This window comes from Pseudomonas sp. NPDC096917 (genome assembly GCF_044762555.1).
Taxonomy (GTDB): Bacteria; Pseudomonadota; Gammaproteobacteria; order Pseudomonadales; family Pseudomonadaceae; genus Aquipseudomonas.
Window position 1 is genome coordinate 125,845 of the sequence record NZ_JBIWEO010000011.1, and the last position, 16,489, is coordinate 142,333.

The following is a 16,489-nucleotide window of genomic DNA, read 5'->3' on the forward strand; positions in this document are numbered from 1 at the left end:
AGGTACCCGCTTATTGGCTGTGTTGTGGGCCGATACTGCAAGCGGCGAACACAGCGAACAATGGCGCTTGTTGCGGATCGGGTTGATAATCGCATTGTCAGTGCGATAATCGCAGTCAATACGCAATAAAGGGTCCGACTGATGAAGCAACCCAACATCCGCCCACGGGATTTGATCGTCGGTCTACAAAAAGGCCTGGCGCTGTTGCAGTTGTTTTCCCAAGAGCATCCACGCCTGAGCGTGCCTGAAGTCGCGCGCATGGCCGGTATGACCCAGAGCGCCGCCCGACGATTTCTGCTGACTTTGGTACACGACGACTTTGCGCAGACTGACGGCCGTCATTACTGGTTGACCGCCAAGACCTTGCGTATCGGGCAGGCTTATGTCGATTCCGCCGTGTTACCGCGCATGCTGCGGCCCATTGTCGAACAGGTGGCGCGGACCACCCAGGAGCATGTGTCGGTAGGGGTTCGCGACGGTGATGACATTGTGCATGTGGTGCGTAGTCGTTATAGCCATATAACGTCAATGTCGATCCGCCCAGGCTCACGGGTGCCGATGTACTGCACAGGCAGCGGACGGCTGTGGCTCGCGAGTCTTTCGCAAGAAGCGCTTTGCGCTTACTTCAAACGCAATCTGCCCTTGGCCATGACGCCTTATACCGTCACTGACGAAGCACTGATCCGCCGCGAAATCACCTTGGCGGGGGAGCGTGGTTACGTGATGGTGGATCAGGAGTATGAAGTGGGTATGCGGGTGCTGAGCGTGCCGCTGATTGATAGAGAAGGGCAATTACAGGCAACGTTGACGTTGACTACTCACGCGTCGCGTATGAGTGTCGATGAGATGCGCGAAAGGTATTTGTCGGCCCTGTATGAAGGGCAGGCGCTGCTGCGGCCGATCATGACGCTTTGAATTTCAAGGGTGGATGGCGCGGGCGTGAATGTGAAACGCATCACTTTGGCTAATGCCCAGTGCGCGCCCCCCCCTGATGCAGCAGGGCAAGTGCTTCACCCCATCAGCGAGACAGGTTGATTATTCAGCCAATGCCTGGGTATATCCACCCCACACAATCGCTTGCGCCACGATGACACTCTGCCCATTGAAGGTGGCTGAAGGGCTACCATAAAGCTGATAGCCCATCTGCAATGCAGCACTCACACGGTGACAGAAGGCAGCATCATCTGGGCCTGTGAGAATACGATAAATGGGTAGATCGTCGGGTGGTAAGTTCATGTGCGGGGCGGCTCCAACATAGGGTCATTCTGACATTCAAGAGGCTATTGGCAGGTACAGGTTCGCGGTTTGAAACGCGAGCGTGTCCTGAGTGGTGAAGTCGATTACATCATGACGTGTTGTCCAATTCATGATGGCGTGGTCAGCGAAAACGGAAGGCGCAGCTCTTCGACAGATGCAGTCTCCCGGCCGCACATTTCGTCGTGCACGCATTGCTGCACCAGCACGCAAGGAAATGCCGGCACAGCATGCAGCAAGTCACGCAAGTGGGTGATCGAACGCAGGTGCATCGGCTTGGCCGCATTATCAAGTAAGGTGAACTGGCCTTGATCCGAGCGGATTCGTGCCAGATAAAAACCACCTTCGATGGACAGCAGCTCCAGCTCGCGTATTTCACTGTTGGTCGCACGTTCGATGAGGGTTTGCAGGTTCATGCTTCACTCCTTGCCTACCAGGGTAGGCGTTCTCCATCATAGGCAAAGAAATGGCCACTGTCGGCCGGCGTCAACTGGTCAATCAAGGTCAGTAATTGGGCCGCGGCAACATCTGCCGGACGGGCGCTGGAAGCACCGCGAAAAGGTTGCGACAATCCCGAAACAACCGTACCGGGGTGCAGACTGAGCAAGCGGCTCTGCGGGCGAGTACGTGCCAGCTCAATGGCGGCGGTCTTGATCAGCATGTTCAGCGCAGCCTTGGAGGCGCGATAGGCGTACCAGCCGCCCAAACGGTTGTCGCCAATGCTCCCGACCTTTGCCGACAGCATCGCCATCGCCCCCCGCGGTTCGAGCAGCGGCAGAAAGTGGCGCAACACCAGTGCTGGCCCCAGTGTGTTCACTTGAAACACGGCCTGCAGGGATTCCTGCTCGATTGCGCTGAAGCTTTTTTCGGGTTTGATCCGGTCGCGATGGAGCAGGCCGGCAGCGTGCACGATCAGTTGATACGGCGCTTCGGCTGCCAGTGCGGTGGCGGCGTCAGTAATCGTTTCAGGTCGTTCAAGGTCTAGCTCGGGAACGGTATGGCGCCCCAGCTCGCGAACCCCGGCGCAGCGTGGATCCTTTTTGAGTTGTTCGCAAAATGCCGTGCCGAGGGCTCCACTGGCGCCGATTACCAGCGCGCGATAACCGTCGCCGAGCGAAGTCATGGTCCATGCGCTGTTCATTGGCTCGCTCCCGCGTCTTGGCGACGGAAGAACAACGTCACCTGACCGACCTCTACCCCGAACTTGGACATACGGGTGCGGTTGATCAATGTGTCCTCATCCATCAAGTACATCCAGTCGTCCATGCTCATTTCGTAGGTAGAGTCGTCGACCGGCAGGTTCAGGCGATAACGCCAGTGCAACGTGTTTCCAGCGACTTGGCCCTTGGCCACATCCACCACATCATCCGCGCGGCCGCTCCAGCGCCCCTCGCCTTCAGGCGTGAGGGTCCAGACGCGGCGTTGGCGGGTACCGTCGCTGTACAGGAAGCGCTCGTCGAGAATCAGGTTATTACCCTCGCGACGGCTAACGATGTTGACCTCAAAACGCTTGGCCACCTCACCGCTGCGCTTCTGAAACATCCCCCAGGCTTTGACGGGCTGGCTGAAAAAATGCTCCAGATTCAATGCCGGTTGCTGATCCGCATAACGGGCGACATCTACACTGGTGCAGCTCGCGACGTTGAGTACCAGTGCCAGTAACAGCAGAAATCGAGTCATTGCCATACTCCCTGAAGTACCCAGATGATGCGGGTGAAGTGTCGAACTACGAGGTTATACAGTTAGTGTTCTGTGTATAGGTTTATCGGCGTCCGATCAACTGAAGGAATTCCTGGCGCGTCGTCGAACTATCACGGAAGGCGCCGAGCATGACGGACGAGGTCATGACCGAATTCTGCTTCTCTACGCCGCGCATCATCATGCACATGTGCCTGGCTTCAATGACCACCGCCACACCCGCGGCATCGGTGATCTGCTGGATGGCTTCAGCAATCTGGCGAGTGAGGTTTTCCTGGATCTGCAGGCGACGCGAGAACATGTCTACCACCCGCGCGACCTTCGATAGCCCCAGCACCCTGCCGGTGGGTATGTACGCCACATGCGCCTTGCCGATGAAAGGCAGCATGTGGTGTTCACACAAGGAGTACAGCTCGATGTCGCTGACAATCACCATTTCATCGCTCTGCGACTCGAACAAGGCTCCGTTGGTGACGTCTTCCAGGCTCAACGTGTAGCCATTGCACAGATACTGCATCGCTTTGGCGGCACGCTGGGGCGTGTCTAACAGTCCCTCGCGCTCGGGGTTTTCACCGAGGCCGACGAGGATTTCACGGTAATGACTGGCTAATAGTGGGTTCATTCAAGTTCTCGCGGCGGTGCTGTGCGTGGGTGCTAATCCAGAGCTAAATACTTGTACGAAGTTAAATAGCTTGTATAGGTTTTACTTAAGATAGGCTGAAAAAAATCACCTGACAATGAATTGGTAATCTTTTTGTGCAGATGCGAAAACCTCACATCGCCCAGTGCGAGGTTGCTCGCATAGCTGCTGCCTCTTGTAAGACGGGACATGCCATGAGCAATAGCGTGGCAGCCTCTGGTGATCAGAGCCTTGACGTCGCATTCCCAATAGTGGCCGGGGATTGCCGACAGCCGCCTGCCTGAATTGCAACGATGCGATGACTGATTTTCAACACCTTCAGGCTAAGCATCCGCTGTTTTACCAGGCTAAAGGTATGCTCAAAAGGCATTAAAACTACACGCATTCAGCATTAGACGACATTGTTCACGATCCTTAGTCTTCGCCACATTCCTGAGGCGCCTGACGCGCCCGGCATCTCAAAATAATCGAGGAATGGGTGATGTCTGAACGTACGGGTGGCCAGCTTGTCGTTGACCAGTTAACTCAAGAAGGGGTGCAGACAGTGTTCTGCGTTCCAGGTGAAAGTTATCTGCAAGTGCTGGATGCATTACACGATTCACCCATCAAGTTGGTGGTTTGCCGTCAGGAAGGTGGTGCGGGTTACATGGCTGACGCCCACGCTCGAATCACCGGGAACACTGGCGTGTTCATGGTGACCCGAGGTCCGGGTGCGGCTAACGCCATGGTTGCACTGCATACCGCCTGGCAGGACAGCGTGCCTTTAGTCCTCTTTGTCGGGCTTATTCCTCGCGCTGAAACCTACCGTGAGTCCTTCCAGGAGTTTGATCTGGATGGCTGGTTCGGTACGACCAGCAAAGGTGTGTTCCAGGTTGAGCACGCCGAACGTATCCCGGAAATCGTAACCCGTGCCTTTTCGCTGGCGCGTTCAGGTCGGCCAGGACCGGTGGTGATCGGGCTGCCGGAAGATATGTTGCGTGATTGCGTGCAGGCCCAGGCCGTCCCGCCCATCCGCTCCCTGCAAGGTGTGCCCGGACCGCAGGTCATTGCCGAACTGGAACGCCTGTTGGCCGGTGCTCTGAAACCTTTGGTGATACTGGGTGGGGGAGGGTGGACGCCGCTGGCGACCAGGCAGGTCCAGCAGTGGGCCGAGCGCTACGAGTTGCCGGTAGCGGTGGACTTCAATTGCATGGACCTGATCGACCATCGCTCGCCGTCGTACGTCGGGTCGCTTGGCTATGGACGTTCAAGTGCCATGGCCGATGCCTTGCGTGACGCTGACCTGGTGATTGGCATTGGTTCGCCGTTGGGTGACATCGTTACAGATAGCTGGGCGCTGCTCCCGGTGCACAGTCATACAGCCACCTTGGTGACGGTATTGCCCGATACAGACTGCCTGGGTGCAGCGCATCCGCAAGCCTTGCGGATCATCTCGCAAATGCCTGGATTTGCCTGCGCACTCGAGAACTTGACGCCTGCTTCAACACAGCGTTGGGGTGAGCGTACCCGAGCCTTGCGTCAGGAAGGCGAACGCTATCGTCAGCCACCGCCGCTTGGCGGGCGTATTGACCTGAATGTCATTTTCGAGCACTTGCAACAATCCTTGCCAGAGGATGCGATCGGCACTTGGGGCGCGGGTAATCATGCCGGATGGGCCGGGCGCTACCTGCGCTTTAACGGTTATCCAGCGCAATTGTCGCCACGCAACGGTTCAATGGGCTACGGGGTTCCAGCGGCTATCGCGGCTGCCCTTGCACATCCGCAGCGGCAAGTGGTCTCCGTGGCTGGCGATGGCTGTTTCATGATGAACGGCCAGGAGTTGGCGGTGGCCCGAGGCCTGGGATTGAAGCCGTTGATTATCGTGTTGAACAACGGCATGTACGGAACCATTCGCACCCATCAGGAAATTCATCACCCACGACGTATCAGTGGCACCGATCTGGTCAACCCGGATTTCGCCGCCTACGCCCGCGCATTTGGTGGGCACGGTGAAGTGGTGACCGAGACTGAACAGTTCGCCAGCGCGCTTGATCGTGCTCTGTCCAGTGACACGTTCAGCATTATCGAAATACGCATTCCTCAGGACCTGTTGGGTCCGGATATGCGCATGAGCGATCTGCACCGCTGATTGTCCTTCCTCTCTCGTTAAGGAATTTCCATGGCTCAATTGACCCATGCTCAATGGCAGCAACGTGCGTTGTCGCTGTCGATTGAAACTCGAGCATTTATCGACGGGCATTACACTGCGGCGTCGAAGGGTGCCACGTTCGAATGTGTAAGTCCGGTGGATGGCCGCATCCTCGGTCAGGTGGCAAGTTGTGATGCCGATGACGCGCAACTTGCCGTGGCCGCTGCACGCAAGGCGTTTGAATCCGGGTACTGGTCACGCAAGGCACCGGCTGCCCGCAAGCAAATCATGTTGCGTTTCGCAGCGCTGATCGAGCAACACAGTGAAGAGCTGGCGTTGCTGGAGACCCTGGACATGGGCAAACCCATTGCCCATGCCCTGGGTATGGACCTGGTGGCGACGGTTGACGCGATTCGTTGGAGCGCCGAGGCCATCGACAAGATCTATGACGAAGTGGCCGCCACACCCCATGATCAATTGGGCCTGGTCACGCGTGAGCCCATAGGTGTGGTCGCGGCGATTGTGCCGTGGAATTTCCCGCTGATGATGAGTGCGTGGAAGCTCGGGCCGGCGCTCGCCACCGGCAACTCGGTGATTCTGAAACCTTCCGAGCGCTCGCCGCTCAGCGCGATTCGTCTGGCTCAGTTGGCGCTGGACGCAGGTATTCCTGCAGGGGTGTTCAACGTTTTACCGGGTTACGGTCATACCGTGGGCAAGGCATTGGCGCTGCATATGGATGTCGACACCTTGGTGTTCACCGGGTCCACACGTATCGCCAAACAGTTGCTGGTGAATGCCGGTGAGTCGAACATGAAACGTGTCTGGCTAGAGGCGGGGGGCAAGAGCGCCAACATCGTTTGCGCCGATGCTCCGGATCTGCAGGTGGCGGCGCACGCCGCAGCAGCGGCCATTGCGTTCAATCAGGGCGAGGTCTGCACGGCGGGTTCGCGACTACTGGTGGAGCGAAGCATCAAAGAAGATTTTGTGAACAGGGTCATCGACGCGTTACGGGCATGGGTACCTGGACATCCCCTGGACCCTTCGAGCATGGCGGGTGCAGTCGTCGACCACCAGCACCTTCAGAGTGTCCTGGCGCATATCGATAGAGCGCAAGAACAGGGGGCGATCTTGCGTGGCGGCGGTCGGCAAGTACGCGTTGAAAGTGGTGGTGCCTATGTCGAGCCAACGCTGTTTGACGGGGTCGATAACGCTATGGATATCGCCCGTGAAGAGGTGTTTGGCCCAGTACTCTCAGTGATCGGTTTTGACACTCTGGAGCAAGCGATTGAGATCGCCAACGACAGTCCTTACGGTCTGGCAGCAGCAGTCTGGACGTGCGATCTGTCGAGGGCGCATCTGGCCGCCAAAGCCCTGCGAGCGGGTAGTGTGTGGATCAACCAATACAGTGGGGGTGACATGACAGCCCCGTTCGGAGGCTTCAAACAGTCGGGTAACGGTCGCGACAAGTCGCTGCATGCATTCGACAAATATACCGAGCTTAAAGCCACCTGGATTCAGCTGTAGCAGCGTGTGATGGCCTGTTCGATGGCGTCACGCTCGAGCAGGTTTGCAAGTCAATTTTTGCTGATCAATACCATGCTGTTTGAGCATTGATAATCTAGCAAATCAGCATTGGACGGCATGATCGGCTGAATTTACGCTCCTCCCACATCCAGCTATCGGTGGACTTGAACAATGAAAAAAATAAACATTAGTGCGCTTGAGAAAGACATCGTTGCCACGGTTGAGACGCTGCGCAACGAGTCGATCGCCTTGCTCAGTGAGCTGGTATCCCACGCCTCGCTACTGGGTGAAGAGCAATCGGCGCAGAACGTAATGGAAAGAGTGTTTGCCGATGAGCTCCAACTTGAAGTTCAAGCGCTGACGATCGACGAGAGCCAAATCAAGGATCACCCTGGGTATTCACCATCGCTGGTTTCCTATGATGGCCGAGTCAACGTGATCGGCACTCATCGGCCATACGTTGTGCAGGGCAAGTCCATTATCTTCAATGGCCATATCGACGTGGTGCCAGTCGGGGATGAACGACTATGGACCCGGCCGCCTTTCCAGCCGTGGGTTGACGGCGACAAACTGATTGGGCGTGGCGCTTCGGATATGAAGGCCGGCATCGTCAGCTACATCATGGCGTTCAAGGCCTTAAAGCGACTGGGCTACGAGCCGGCAGCCAAGGTTATTCTGCAGTCGGTGATTGAAGAGGAATGCACGGGGAATGGTGCGTTAGCCTGCCTGGTCGCCGGGTACACCGCCGACGCTGCGATCATTACCGAGCCAACAGCGGGTTTGATGACTTGCCAGATGGGGGTGCTCTGGTTATCGCTGGAGATCAGTGGAAAACCGGCACATGCGGCCCAAGCGACGCAGGGCAGTAGTGCAGTGGATTTTGCTTTGGCGATGTTCGCCGGCCTTAAGACGCTGGAAAGTGAGTGGAACGAGCCTGCGAACCGGCATCATTGCTACAGCCACCATCCGAAACCGATCAATTTTAATTTGGGCAAGATTCAGGGCGGTGAATGGACGTCTTCAGTGCCGTCTATGTGCCGTCTGGATGTCCGCATCGGTTTTTATCCGGAAAAAACCGTGGAGCAAATCAAAGCGCAGGTCGAAGCTCGACTCGAAGCGTTGTTCCTTGCGCATCCCGCTCATTCGTCTGCTCAGTACCGTGTCCGTTATGGCGGATTTCAGGCGCAGGGTTGTGAGATCGATATGAACCAACCGGTGATTGCGTCGCTGCAAAAAACCTATGCCGATGTGATCGGCGAGGCACTGCCTCTGGTGACGTTCGAGGGCGCCACCGACGCGCGGTTTTTCAACGTGTACGGGGGTATTCCCGCCACGTGTTACGGCCCTGTCGGTGGCTCCATTCACGGCATTGACGAGTGGGTTTCGATCGACAGCATGATGGATGTCACCAAGGTTCTGGCCGTGTTCATCGCACGCTGGTGCGGCCTCAACCACGCCCAATAAAAAATACAAAAAAGCTTAAGTTCGAGTTTCTGCCTGCCATCACAAAAATTATAAGGCGTTCAGTTATGCATAAGGTTCGTTCGGCACCTCAGGTGGCCGGGTCGCTCGCGGCCGCTTTTTTTCTAGGTTCTATGGGAGTTCAGGCCAAGGAAACCGGCTTTGTCGAGGACAGTTCGCTGATGCTCAATACCCGGATGTGGTACTCGCACGAAATCGGCCGAAAGGACACCTACTTTTCCGCGCAGACCTCTGAAGGACGCAAGCCAGTCAGGGACCGGACAGCTTGGCTGGAAGGCTTCAAGCTTGACTATGTGTCTGGGTTCACCCAAGGCACGATCGGTTTTGGCCTTGATCTATCGGCCTATGCAGCTGTTGCGCTGGAGCGCAGCAAACTGGCCACTGCCGGTGGTAGCAATCGCCTGTTGGTCGACAAAAACGGCGACGTGGTGGATGACTGGAGCAAGATTGGCGTGGCAGCGCTGAAATTCAAGGTGTCAGACACGGTGCTCAAGGTCGGCCGACACCAGGTCAAGACGCCGGTGATGGGCTATTCCGATACGCGTACGCTACCGGCGGCTTTCGACGGTGTGTCGCTGGAAAGTCATGAAATTGAAGGCCTGACGATCAAGTCCGGGTACTTCGACAAGGCGACGCCACGTAGCGGCGCCGGCAGTCAGGATTTGTCGCCCAGTTTCGGATCGCGGCTGGTCACCAGTGACTGGGTGGCCTACGCCGGTGCCGATTACCTGGCCAGCAGCGGCTGGCGCGCCAGTGTTTATGCCTCGCGCTTTGAGGACATCTGGGATCGTCAGTACGTGGGGCTGGGGCAAACATTCAAATGGGACGAGATCACCACAGATGTTCAGTTTGACTTCTACAACACCCAGTCCAGTGGCCGGGAATTGGCTGGCACCATTGATCAGCAGGCTTATGGGCTGAGCATCACCCCGACTTACAAAAACCATACGTTGAAATTTGGTTTGCAGCAGATCAAGGGAGATGAATATTTCGACTATGTGGCCGAATCCAATGCGATCAATCTGCCGAACACAATGCTCTCGTACTACAACGGGCCCAATGAACGCTCATTCCAAGTCAATTACATCAATGATTTCACGGCGTACGGCGTCCCGGGCTTCAAGACCATTCTCTGGTACATCAAGGGGTGGGGCATCGATGGCACTCACTATGATGGCGGCCGCAACGGTATCTATTCCTCCGTCCTCAAGCAGAGCGATGAAAGCCACTACGAAGTTGGAACCTTCGTCAGTTATGTCGTCCAGTCCGGACAGCTGAAAGGGGTCAACCTACTCAGCGGATATGCCTGGCATCGCGCGAGTGAAAATCAGTTCGAAGGTAATCTCGAAGAGTTTCGCCTGATCGTCAACGTGCCGTTCAAAATATTCTGAAGCGACGCCGCTCGACAAAACCTATAACAGCCAAGAAATACGGAGTACGCATGAAATCCACCACGCTCCCTGTGAGCTCGACGGATAAACCGGGGGCTGCCCCGGTCAGTCTCGATGCGGCGCAGACACGCAAAATCGTGATCGCCGCCTATATCGGGACTGCCCTGGAGTGGTACGACTTTTTCCTGTTCGGCACTGTGGCGGCGATTGTATTCGCACCGCTTTTTTTCCCGGGCAACGTCCCGGCGATCTCTATCATGGGCGCGTTTTTAAGTTTCGGAGTTGGTTTTGCTGCCCGGCCTCTGGGGGCGGTGATATTCGGGCATATCGGTGACAAATATGGACGTCGCAGCGCATTGGTCATCACGGTGATGATGATGGGGGTAGCCACGACCATGATCGGCTTTTTGCCGACGTACGCCACGGCCGGTATCGTCGCCCCGATTCTGCTGACTATCCTGCGTGCGGTACAAGGGATTGCTGCCGGTGGCGAGTGGGGCGGCGCGACACTGCTGGCGATCGAGTACGCACCACCGAAAAAGCGCGGCTTGTACGCTGCCATTGTGCAGCTGGGTTCGCCGACGGGCACCTTGCTGTCGTCGGGGGCCGTCGCCCTGGCCGCTTCTTTGCCGGGTGACGCGTTCCTGGAGTGGGCGTGGCGGGTGCCATTTGCGGTGTCGATCGTGCTGGTTGGCATAGCACTGTGGTTGCGCTGGAAAGTCGAAGAGACGCCGGCATTTCAACGGCTGGCCAGTGAGAACAAAACCGAGAAAATGCCGGTGCTCGAACTGTTCCGCCAAGTTCCTGGACGGCTCGTGCTGGGCATCGCCACCTACCTGTATTGCAATGCCGGTTTCTTCATCATCACCGCGTTCATGATCAGCTATGTCACCAAGACGCTGAACTTGCCCAGCCACGTCATTCTCACGGCGTTGACCTGTGGAGCGATCATGCAAATGATCACCCTCGTGGTGTCCGGCAAGCTGGCTGATCGGATTGGCTCGACGCAAACGGTGATCATCGGCTACATCATTACCCTGGCTCTGGCTTTCCCGATCTTCTGGCTGGTTGATACGCGTGAACCCATGTACATCAACCTTGCAATGATCCTCGGCCTTGGGTTGTCCACCGTGGCCTACGCGCCGATCGGCAATGTCCTGACCCGGCTGTTTCCCGCGCACTTGCATTACAGCGGCCTGGGGTTGTCGGCCAACCTTTCCGGCCTGATCGCAGGGTTCATGCCGGCACTGGCCACTGGGTTCCTGATGCTCTCGGATGGCAAGTCATGGGGGCCAGCGCTGCTGCTCAGTCTGATCGCGGCCATTTCGCTGAGCGCCACGGTCATCACGTTAGTTGTAACTCGCCATCAGCCTGACTGAGTTTCCCTCAGGGTAATGGGCAACACGCCCATTGCCCTTTTTTTCAACACGTACGGCTTCTCCTGGTTTCTCCAGGCACGGGAGAGGTGTGCCTGTTCGTTAAAGAGAGTTCCCATGAAATCCATCTACCTGCTGTTGTTCGTTTCAATGCTGGCCGCCGCACTCACCCGCACTGCGCAAGCCCGCGAGCCTGATGACTGGGTCAAGGCTGCCGCCTTGCTGGAAGAGCCTGAGGTCATCGCACTGCGGCACACGATCCACCAGCACCCTGAGCTCGGCAACCAGGAGTTTAAGACATCCAGACTGGTCGCTGATCGCCTCAAGGCGCTGGGCATTGAAGTCCGGACGGGGGTCGCTAATACGGGAGTTATTGGCGTTCTCAAGGGTGGCAAGCCTGGTCCGGTGATGGCCTTGCGCGCGGACATGGACGCCTTGCCGGTGCAGGAACCTGTGGGGCTGGCCTTCGCCAGTACGGCTCGGGCGCAATACCAGGGCAAAGAAGTCCCCGTGATGCATGCCTGTGGGCACGATGCGCATACCGCGATTTTACTCGGGGCGGCGAAACTGTTGGCCGATCACCGTGAGCAGATTGCGGGCACCGTGGTGTTCGTGTTTCAACCCGCGGAGGAAGGGGGGGCGAACATCGATAACTTCACCCAGGGCGCCGACATTGGTGCGCGGAAAATGATCGCCGAAGGCGTGCTCGATAATCCGAAAGTCGAGGCCATTTTTGGTCTGCACGTCATGGCCGGGCTGCCGAGCGGACAGATTCGCTACAAACCTGGGCCGACTCTGAACAGTGCCGATGGGCTGCGCATTACCGTAACCGGACGCCAGGTGCATGGCTCCATGCCTTGGAAAGGCGCGGATCCTGTCGTCGCCGGTGCGCAGATGATCACTGCCTTGCAAACGCTCATCAGCCGTCGCGCTGACCTGAGTCAGGGCATGGGAGTGGTGACCATCGGTGCAGTCAACGCCGGTACGGTCGGCAACATCATCCCCGACTCCTTGTCGATGTTGGGCACGGTGCGCACCAACAACAATGAGATCCGCGCCGGCATCCTGAGCCAGTTGCCGCCGATGATCGAACACGTTGCCCAAGCGAATGGTGTTAGCGCCCACGTCGAGCTCGCGGAGTACGCGCCGGTGCTGATGAATGATAAGCGCCTGACTCGCATGATGGCGGCTTCGATGAAAAAGGCGGCCGATGGCAACGCTAAACTCACCCCGAACTTCTCGGCTGCGAGTGAGGACTTTGCCCATTATGCGAACAAGGTTCCTGCGCTGTTTGTATTCCTCGGAGCGACGTCTCCTGACCAGGACATGCTCAAAGCACCTGTCAACCACAGCCCTTTTTTTACCGTTGACGATGCCACGCTCAAGACCGGTGTGCGGGCTCATGTCGAGTTCATTCTGAACTATCCACTGCTCGCTGGTTTGGGGGGAAAGCCGTGATGATCGATCGAGCCAAAATGACACGCCGCACGCTGCTGCGCTGGATAGGCAACACCGCCGGTGCCGCTGCGATGTACCAGGCCATGAGCGCCTTGAGTTTTGCCGGCGAGTCGACTTACGCAGGGGATTTCAAGCTGAGCCAGGCACCGAAAGGTTCAACCGTGCTGGTCTTGGGTGCTGGTCTGGCGGGCATGACGGCTGCGTATGAGCTGCGCCAGGCCGGTTACAAGGTCAAAGTCTTGGAATATAACGCCAAGGCGGGAGGCCGTTGCTGGACCTTGCGTGGCGGTGATCGCTTCACCGAGTTGGGGGGGGCCGTTCAGGAGTGCCGCTTCGATCCGGGCCTGTATTTCAACCCGGGGCCTTGGCGAATTCCCTACCATCACTACGCCATTCTGGATTACTGCAAAAAATTCGAGGTCAAGCTCGAGCCCTTCGTGCAGGTGAACCACAACGCGTTTGTGCATAACAGCCAGGCGTTCGACGCAAAGCCCAAGCGCTACCGCGAAGTCCAGGCCGATTACCAGGGCCATATCGCCGAGCTGCTGAGCAAGGCCGTCAACCAGGGCGCGCTGGATCAGGAAGTCACAGCCGAAGATCGGCAAAAACTCCTGGAAAGCCTGCGGGTCTGGGCTGGCCTTGATGCCGATAATCAGTACCGTCAGTCAACGACCAGCAGCCTGCGCCGCGGCTTTGCCGTGGATGCCGGTGGCGGCCTGATGCCGCCAGCCCAGCCTTCGCCCATCATCGAGCGCCAGGCGCTGCTGCAGTCAGGCATGTGGTTGTACCTGATGGTCGGTCAGTTGCATGAGTTCCAGACCACCCTGTTCCAGCCCGTGGGAGGGATGGACATGATTGCCCAGGCATTCGCCCGCCAATTGTCGGGGTTTATCCAGTTCAATACCAAGGTGACCCGCATCCAGCAGAACGCCGAGGGTGTGAGCGTCACCTGGGAAAGCAGCGAGGGTGGCCAGCCCCGGCAAGAGCAGGCGGATTGGTGCGTTTGCACGTTACCGCTGTCAATCCTGAGCCAGATCCCGATCGACTGCGCCGCGCCGATGCAGGCCGCCATTCGCGCGGTGCCCTACAACGCCTCGGTAAAAATCGGCTTGCAGTTCAAACGACGGTTCTGGGAGCAGGACGAACATATCTATGGCGGTGTGAGTTACACGGACTCACCGATGCAACAGATCGGTTATCCCAATTGCGATTACGGCAGTCGTGGCAAAGGCGTGGTGCTGGGGGGCTATCTCTGGGAGAACAACAACGCTTTCGAGTTTACGGCCATGACACCTGAAGAACGCATCAAAAAGGCTGTGGAGTACGGCGCTCAAGTTCACCCGCAGTACCCGGCCGAGTTTGACAACGGCATCGCGGTGGGTTGGCATCGTGTGCCTTGGAGCAACGGGTGTTATGGGGCCTGGACCGAGGCTTCGCGTAACGCTCACTACAACAATCTGTGTCAGATCGATGGCCGCCTGGTCCTGGCCGGGGAGCATGCCTCGCGCCTGCCGGCCTGGCAGGAAGGCGCCATCCTTTCAGCACAGGATGCGATCACCCGTCTGCATGCGCACATTGTCGCCCGTGCGAGCGCGAAGGTCTGAGGAGCAGTACATGAAACGACTTTATCCAGCCTTCTTGTTGATCATGTTGGCGAGTGCCCACGCCCATGCGCTGGACCCGCAAGTGTCCGCTCCGGGCGAGCATTTTGAGCAACGAGAGGGCGAGAACCTGTTCAAGGCCATCTGCCAAGGCTGTCACATGGCCGAAGGTCAAGGTGCGCACGGTGCGGGAGCCTATCCGGCCCTGGCCAATAATCCGCGTCTCTCTGCCGACGCCTATCCGGTGTTCATGGTGGTTCAAGGGCAGGGTGGCATGCCTGCCTTCAAGAACTTCCTGGACGACGAACAAATCGCCGCGGTAGTGACCTACATCCGCACCCACAACGGCAACTCATTCAATGAGCCGGTCAACATGGCAACGGTAAAAGCATTAACCGGCCGCTGATTTGACCCATCGCAAAGAGAGAATCTCAATGTTTTATCACGCCATCCATCAAACGCTCGCCGTTGGTCTGGGACTATGTATGCTGATCACTCAAGCCGATGCCGGTGAATTAATCCGTCACAAAATACCTGACACCGATTTTCCAGTCGCCTTGGCGATCGAGATTCCGGCAAACTCTACGCTTGTGAATTTCAGTGGGGCGGTGCCGGCGGTTATCCATGCCGATGAGGACAAAAACACAGTCGCCGCCTATGGCGACACCCAGGCGCAGACGGTCAATGTGTTGCAGGGTATCGAGAGGTCGCTCAAGCGTCTTGGCCTGGGCATGGGTGATGTGGTGAAAATGCAAGTTTACCTGGTGGGAGATCCGGCAAAGCAAGGCAACATGGATTTTGCCGGTTTCATGAAGGCGTACACCGGGTTCTTCGGTACTGCGCAACAACCTCTGCTGCCAACTCGTTCAGTGTTTCAGGTGGCCGGCCTTGCCAACCCGGGTTATCTAGTTGAAATAGAAGTCACGGCGGTCCGTCGCTGACCGATTGAGTTGTTAAAAGCGCAGCCATCGTCCAGCGCTACTTTTCAGGAGTGCACAAGGGTAAAGGCGCCATGAACTTAAGACGTGTCGAGTGTTTTCTCGCCGTAGTCGATTTTGGCACGGTGACCGCTGCCGCCCTGCACTTGCATATGGCGCAGCCAGCCCTGAGTCGCCAGATACAGAGTTTTGAAGGCGAGCTGGGTTTCAAGCTGTTCGATAATCAGCGCAATCGCCTGCTGCTAACGCCTGCCGGGCGCGAGTTGGTGCCATTGGCACGCCAACTGATAAGCAACGCGCGGTCGGTAAAGACGGCGGCGCAGAGCTGGTCCAAAGGGCATATTAAACGCCTTCATCTGGGGGCCACCTATGCCACGATCGCTGGCTTGATTGCGCCCTTTATCAGCACGTTGAATGTCGACGATCCCTTGATCCTGACTCACGAGTCGTCGCATTTTGGTTTGCACGAACTGTTGCATGGCGGGATGGACATGGTTGTCTCCCCGATCACGCCGCAGCAGGATTGCGCCACGCTTCAATTGGGCCTTGTACCGCTTCGAGCCTATGTGAGCTGCAATCATCCATGGGCCATCAACAAAATAAGCAGGGTGACGCTTGCTGAACTGGCGGATCAACCCTTGTTGTTGCCCAGCAGTTCAAGCGTCAGCCGACTTGAACTGGATCTGGCCATGACGCGCGAAGGATTGCGCTATACGTCGGTGGAGGAGTGCGATCAGTCGCCCATTATTCAGGCATTGGCCGCCAATGGGCGTGGCGTGGGCGTCGTGACTGACCTTGCGCGCTACGGGCTGCATTGCGTGCTGATTCAAGCATCAGCACTTACCCCGCACGTTGAGCTGGGTGTCACGCTGCACGCTGCCTGGGACCGTCAGCACTACAGCACGCTAACCCTCGAAAGCTTGGCGCAGCGCCTCAAGGTTTTTTTGCAGAGTACCTATTAGAGGTATAGGTGCTTCCACGCCCAGAGCCGTACTCGCT

16 protein-coding genes are annotated in these 16,489 nt (G+C 57.4%); 11 read left to right on the forward strand and 5 right to left on the reverse strand.

The window, feature by feature from the left end; translation table 11 throughout:
* The first annotated feature begins 141 nt into the window (after positions 1-141).
* Positions 142-915 (forward strand): IclR family transcriptional regulator C-terminal domain-containing protein, encoded by a 774-nt coding sequence (locus ACIQYF_RS14795; RefSeq protein WP_402862938.1) that lies wholly within the window; start codon positions 142-144, stop codon positions 913-915.
* A 120-nt stretch (positions 916-1,035) separates the two neighbouring features.
* Here ACIQYF_RS14795 and ACIQYF_RS14800 read toward each other — a convergent pair whose 3' ends face one another.
* The 5 genes from ACIQYF_RS14800 to folE all read right to left on the reverse strand — a co-directional run bounded on the left by ACIQYF_RS14800 (position 1,036) and on the right by folE (position 3,574).
* The gene (locus ACIQYF_RS14800) at positions 1,036-1,236 is read right to left on the reverse strand and encodes a DUF1737 domain-containing protein (protein ID WP_402862941.1); all 201 of its coding nucleotides are present in this window, start codon (positions 1,234-1,236) and stop codon (positions 1,036-1,038) included.
* A gap of 128 nt (positions 1,237-1,364) precedes the next feature.
* Positions 1,365-1,670, reverse strand: coding sequence for a DUF6482 family protein (locus ACIQYF_RS14805; protein ID WP_402862944.1), 306 nt, complete (start codon positions 1,668-1,670; stop codon positions 1,365-1,367).
* A 14-nt stretch (positions 1,671-1,684) separates the two neighbouring features.
* Positions 1,685-2,395, reverse strand: coding sequence for an SDR family oxidoreductase (locus tag ACIQYF_RS14810; protein WP_402862947.1), 711 nt, complete (start codon positions 2,393-2,395; stop codon positions 1,685-1,687).
* Positions 2,392-2,934: a DUF3833 domain-containing protein gene (locus tag ACIQYF_RS14815; RefSeq protein WP_402862950.1), complete on the reverse strand. Its 543-nt coding sequence runs from the start codon at positions 2,932-2,934 to the stop codon at positions 2,392-2,394. The genes ACIQYF_RS14810 and ACIQYF_RS14815 overlap by 4 nt, the downstream gene beginning before the upstream one ends.
* 82 nt (positions 2,935-3,016) lie before the next feature.
* Positions 3,017-3,574 carry a GTP cyclohydrolase I FolE gene (gene folE, locus ACIQYF_RS14820; RefSeq protein WP_402862953.1) on the reverse strand — a complete coding sequence of 186 codons (558 nt, stop codon included), beginning with the start codon at positions 3,572-3,574 and terminating at the stop codon, positions 3,017-3,019.
* A gap of 499 nt (positions 3,575-4,073) precedes the next feature.
* Between folE and ACIQYF_RS14825 the strand changes: the two genes are divergently transcribed.
* The 10 genes from ACIQYF_RS14825 (at position 4,074) to ACIQYF_RS14870 (ending at position 16,452) form a co-directional block, all read left to right on the forward strand.
* Entirely contained in the window at positions 4,074-5,720 is a 1,647-nt protein-coding gene (locus ACIQYF_RS14825) for a thiamine pyrophosphate-dependent enzyme (protein ID WP_402862956.1), read from the forward strand.
* Between the two features lie 30 nt (positions 5,721-5,750).
* On the forward strand, positions 5,751-7,244 hold the full coding sequence (locus ACIQYF_RS14830; RefSeq protein WP_402862959.1) for an aldehyde dehydrogenase: 1,494 nt from the start codon (positions 5,751-5,753) through the stop codon (positions 7,242-7,244).
* Positions 7,245-7,415: 171 nt separating this feature from the next.
* On the forward strand, positions 7,416-8,708 hold the full coding sequence (locus ACIQYF_RS14835) for an ArgE/DapE family deacylase (RefSeq protein WP_402862962.1): 1,293 nt from the start codon (positions 7,416-7,418) through the stop codon (positions 8,706-8,708).
* Positions 8,709-8,773: 65 nt separating this feature from the next.
* The gene (locus ACIQYF_RS14840; RefSeq protein WP_402862965.1) at positions 8,774-10,117 is read left to right on the forward strand and encodes an OprD family outer membrane porin; all 1,344 of its coding nucleotides are present in this window, start codon (positions 8,774-8,776) and stop codon (positions 10,115-10,117) included.
* 50 nt (positions 10,118-10,167) lie between these two features.
* Complete coding sequence (locus tag ACIQYF_RS14845) at positions 10,168-11,496, forward strand: MFS transporter (protein WP_402862968.1); 1,329 nt, start codon at positions 10,168-10,170, stop codon at positions 11,494-11,496.
* 114 nt (positions 11,497-11,610) lie between these two features.
* Positions 11,611-12,951 carry an amidohydrolase gene (locus ACIQYF_RS14850; RefSeq protein ID WP_402862971.1) on the forward strand — a complete coding sequence of 447 codons (1,341 nt, stop codon included), beginning with the start codon at positions 11,611-11,613 and terminating at the stop codon, positions 12,949-12,951.
* 17 nt (positions 12,952-12,968) lie between these two features.
* On the forward strand, positions 12,969-14,555 hold the full coding sequence (locus ACIQYF_RS14855; RefSeq protein WP_402862974.1) for a flavin monoamine oxidase family protein: 1,587 nt from the start codon (positions 12,969-12,971) through the stop codon (positions 14,553-14,555).
* Between the two features lie 10 nt (positions 14,556-14,565).
* Entirely contained in the window at positions 14,566-14,958 is a 393-nt protein-coding gene (locus ACIQYF_RS14860; RefSeq protein WP_402862977.1) for a c-type cytochrome, read from the forward strand.
* Positions 14,959-15,037: 79 nt separating this feature from the next.
* Positions 15,038-15,493 carry a RidA family protein gene (locus ACIQYF_RS14865; protein WP_402863223.1) on the forward strand — a complete coding sequence of 152 codons (456 nt, stop codon included), beginning with the start codon at positions 15,038-15,040 and terminating at the stop codon, positions 15,491-15,493.
* Between the two features lie 71 nt (positions 15,494-15,564).
* Entirely contained in the window at positions 15,565-16,452 is an 888-nt protein-coding gene (locus ACIQYF_RS14870) for a LysR family transcriptional regulator (RefSeq protein WP_402862980.1), read from the forward strand.
* The last annotated feature ends 37 nt before the right edge of the window (positions 16,453-16,489 follow it).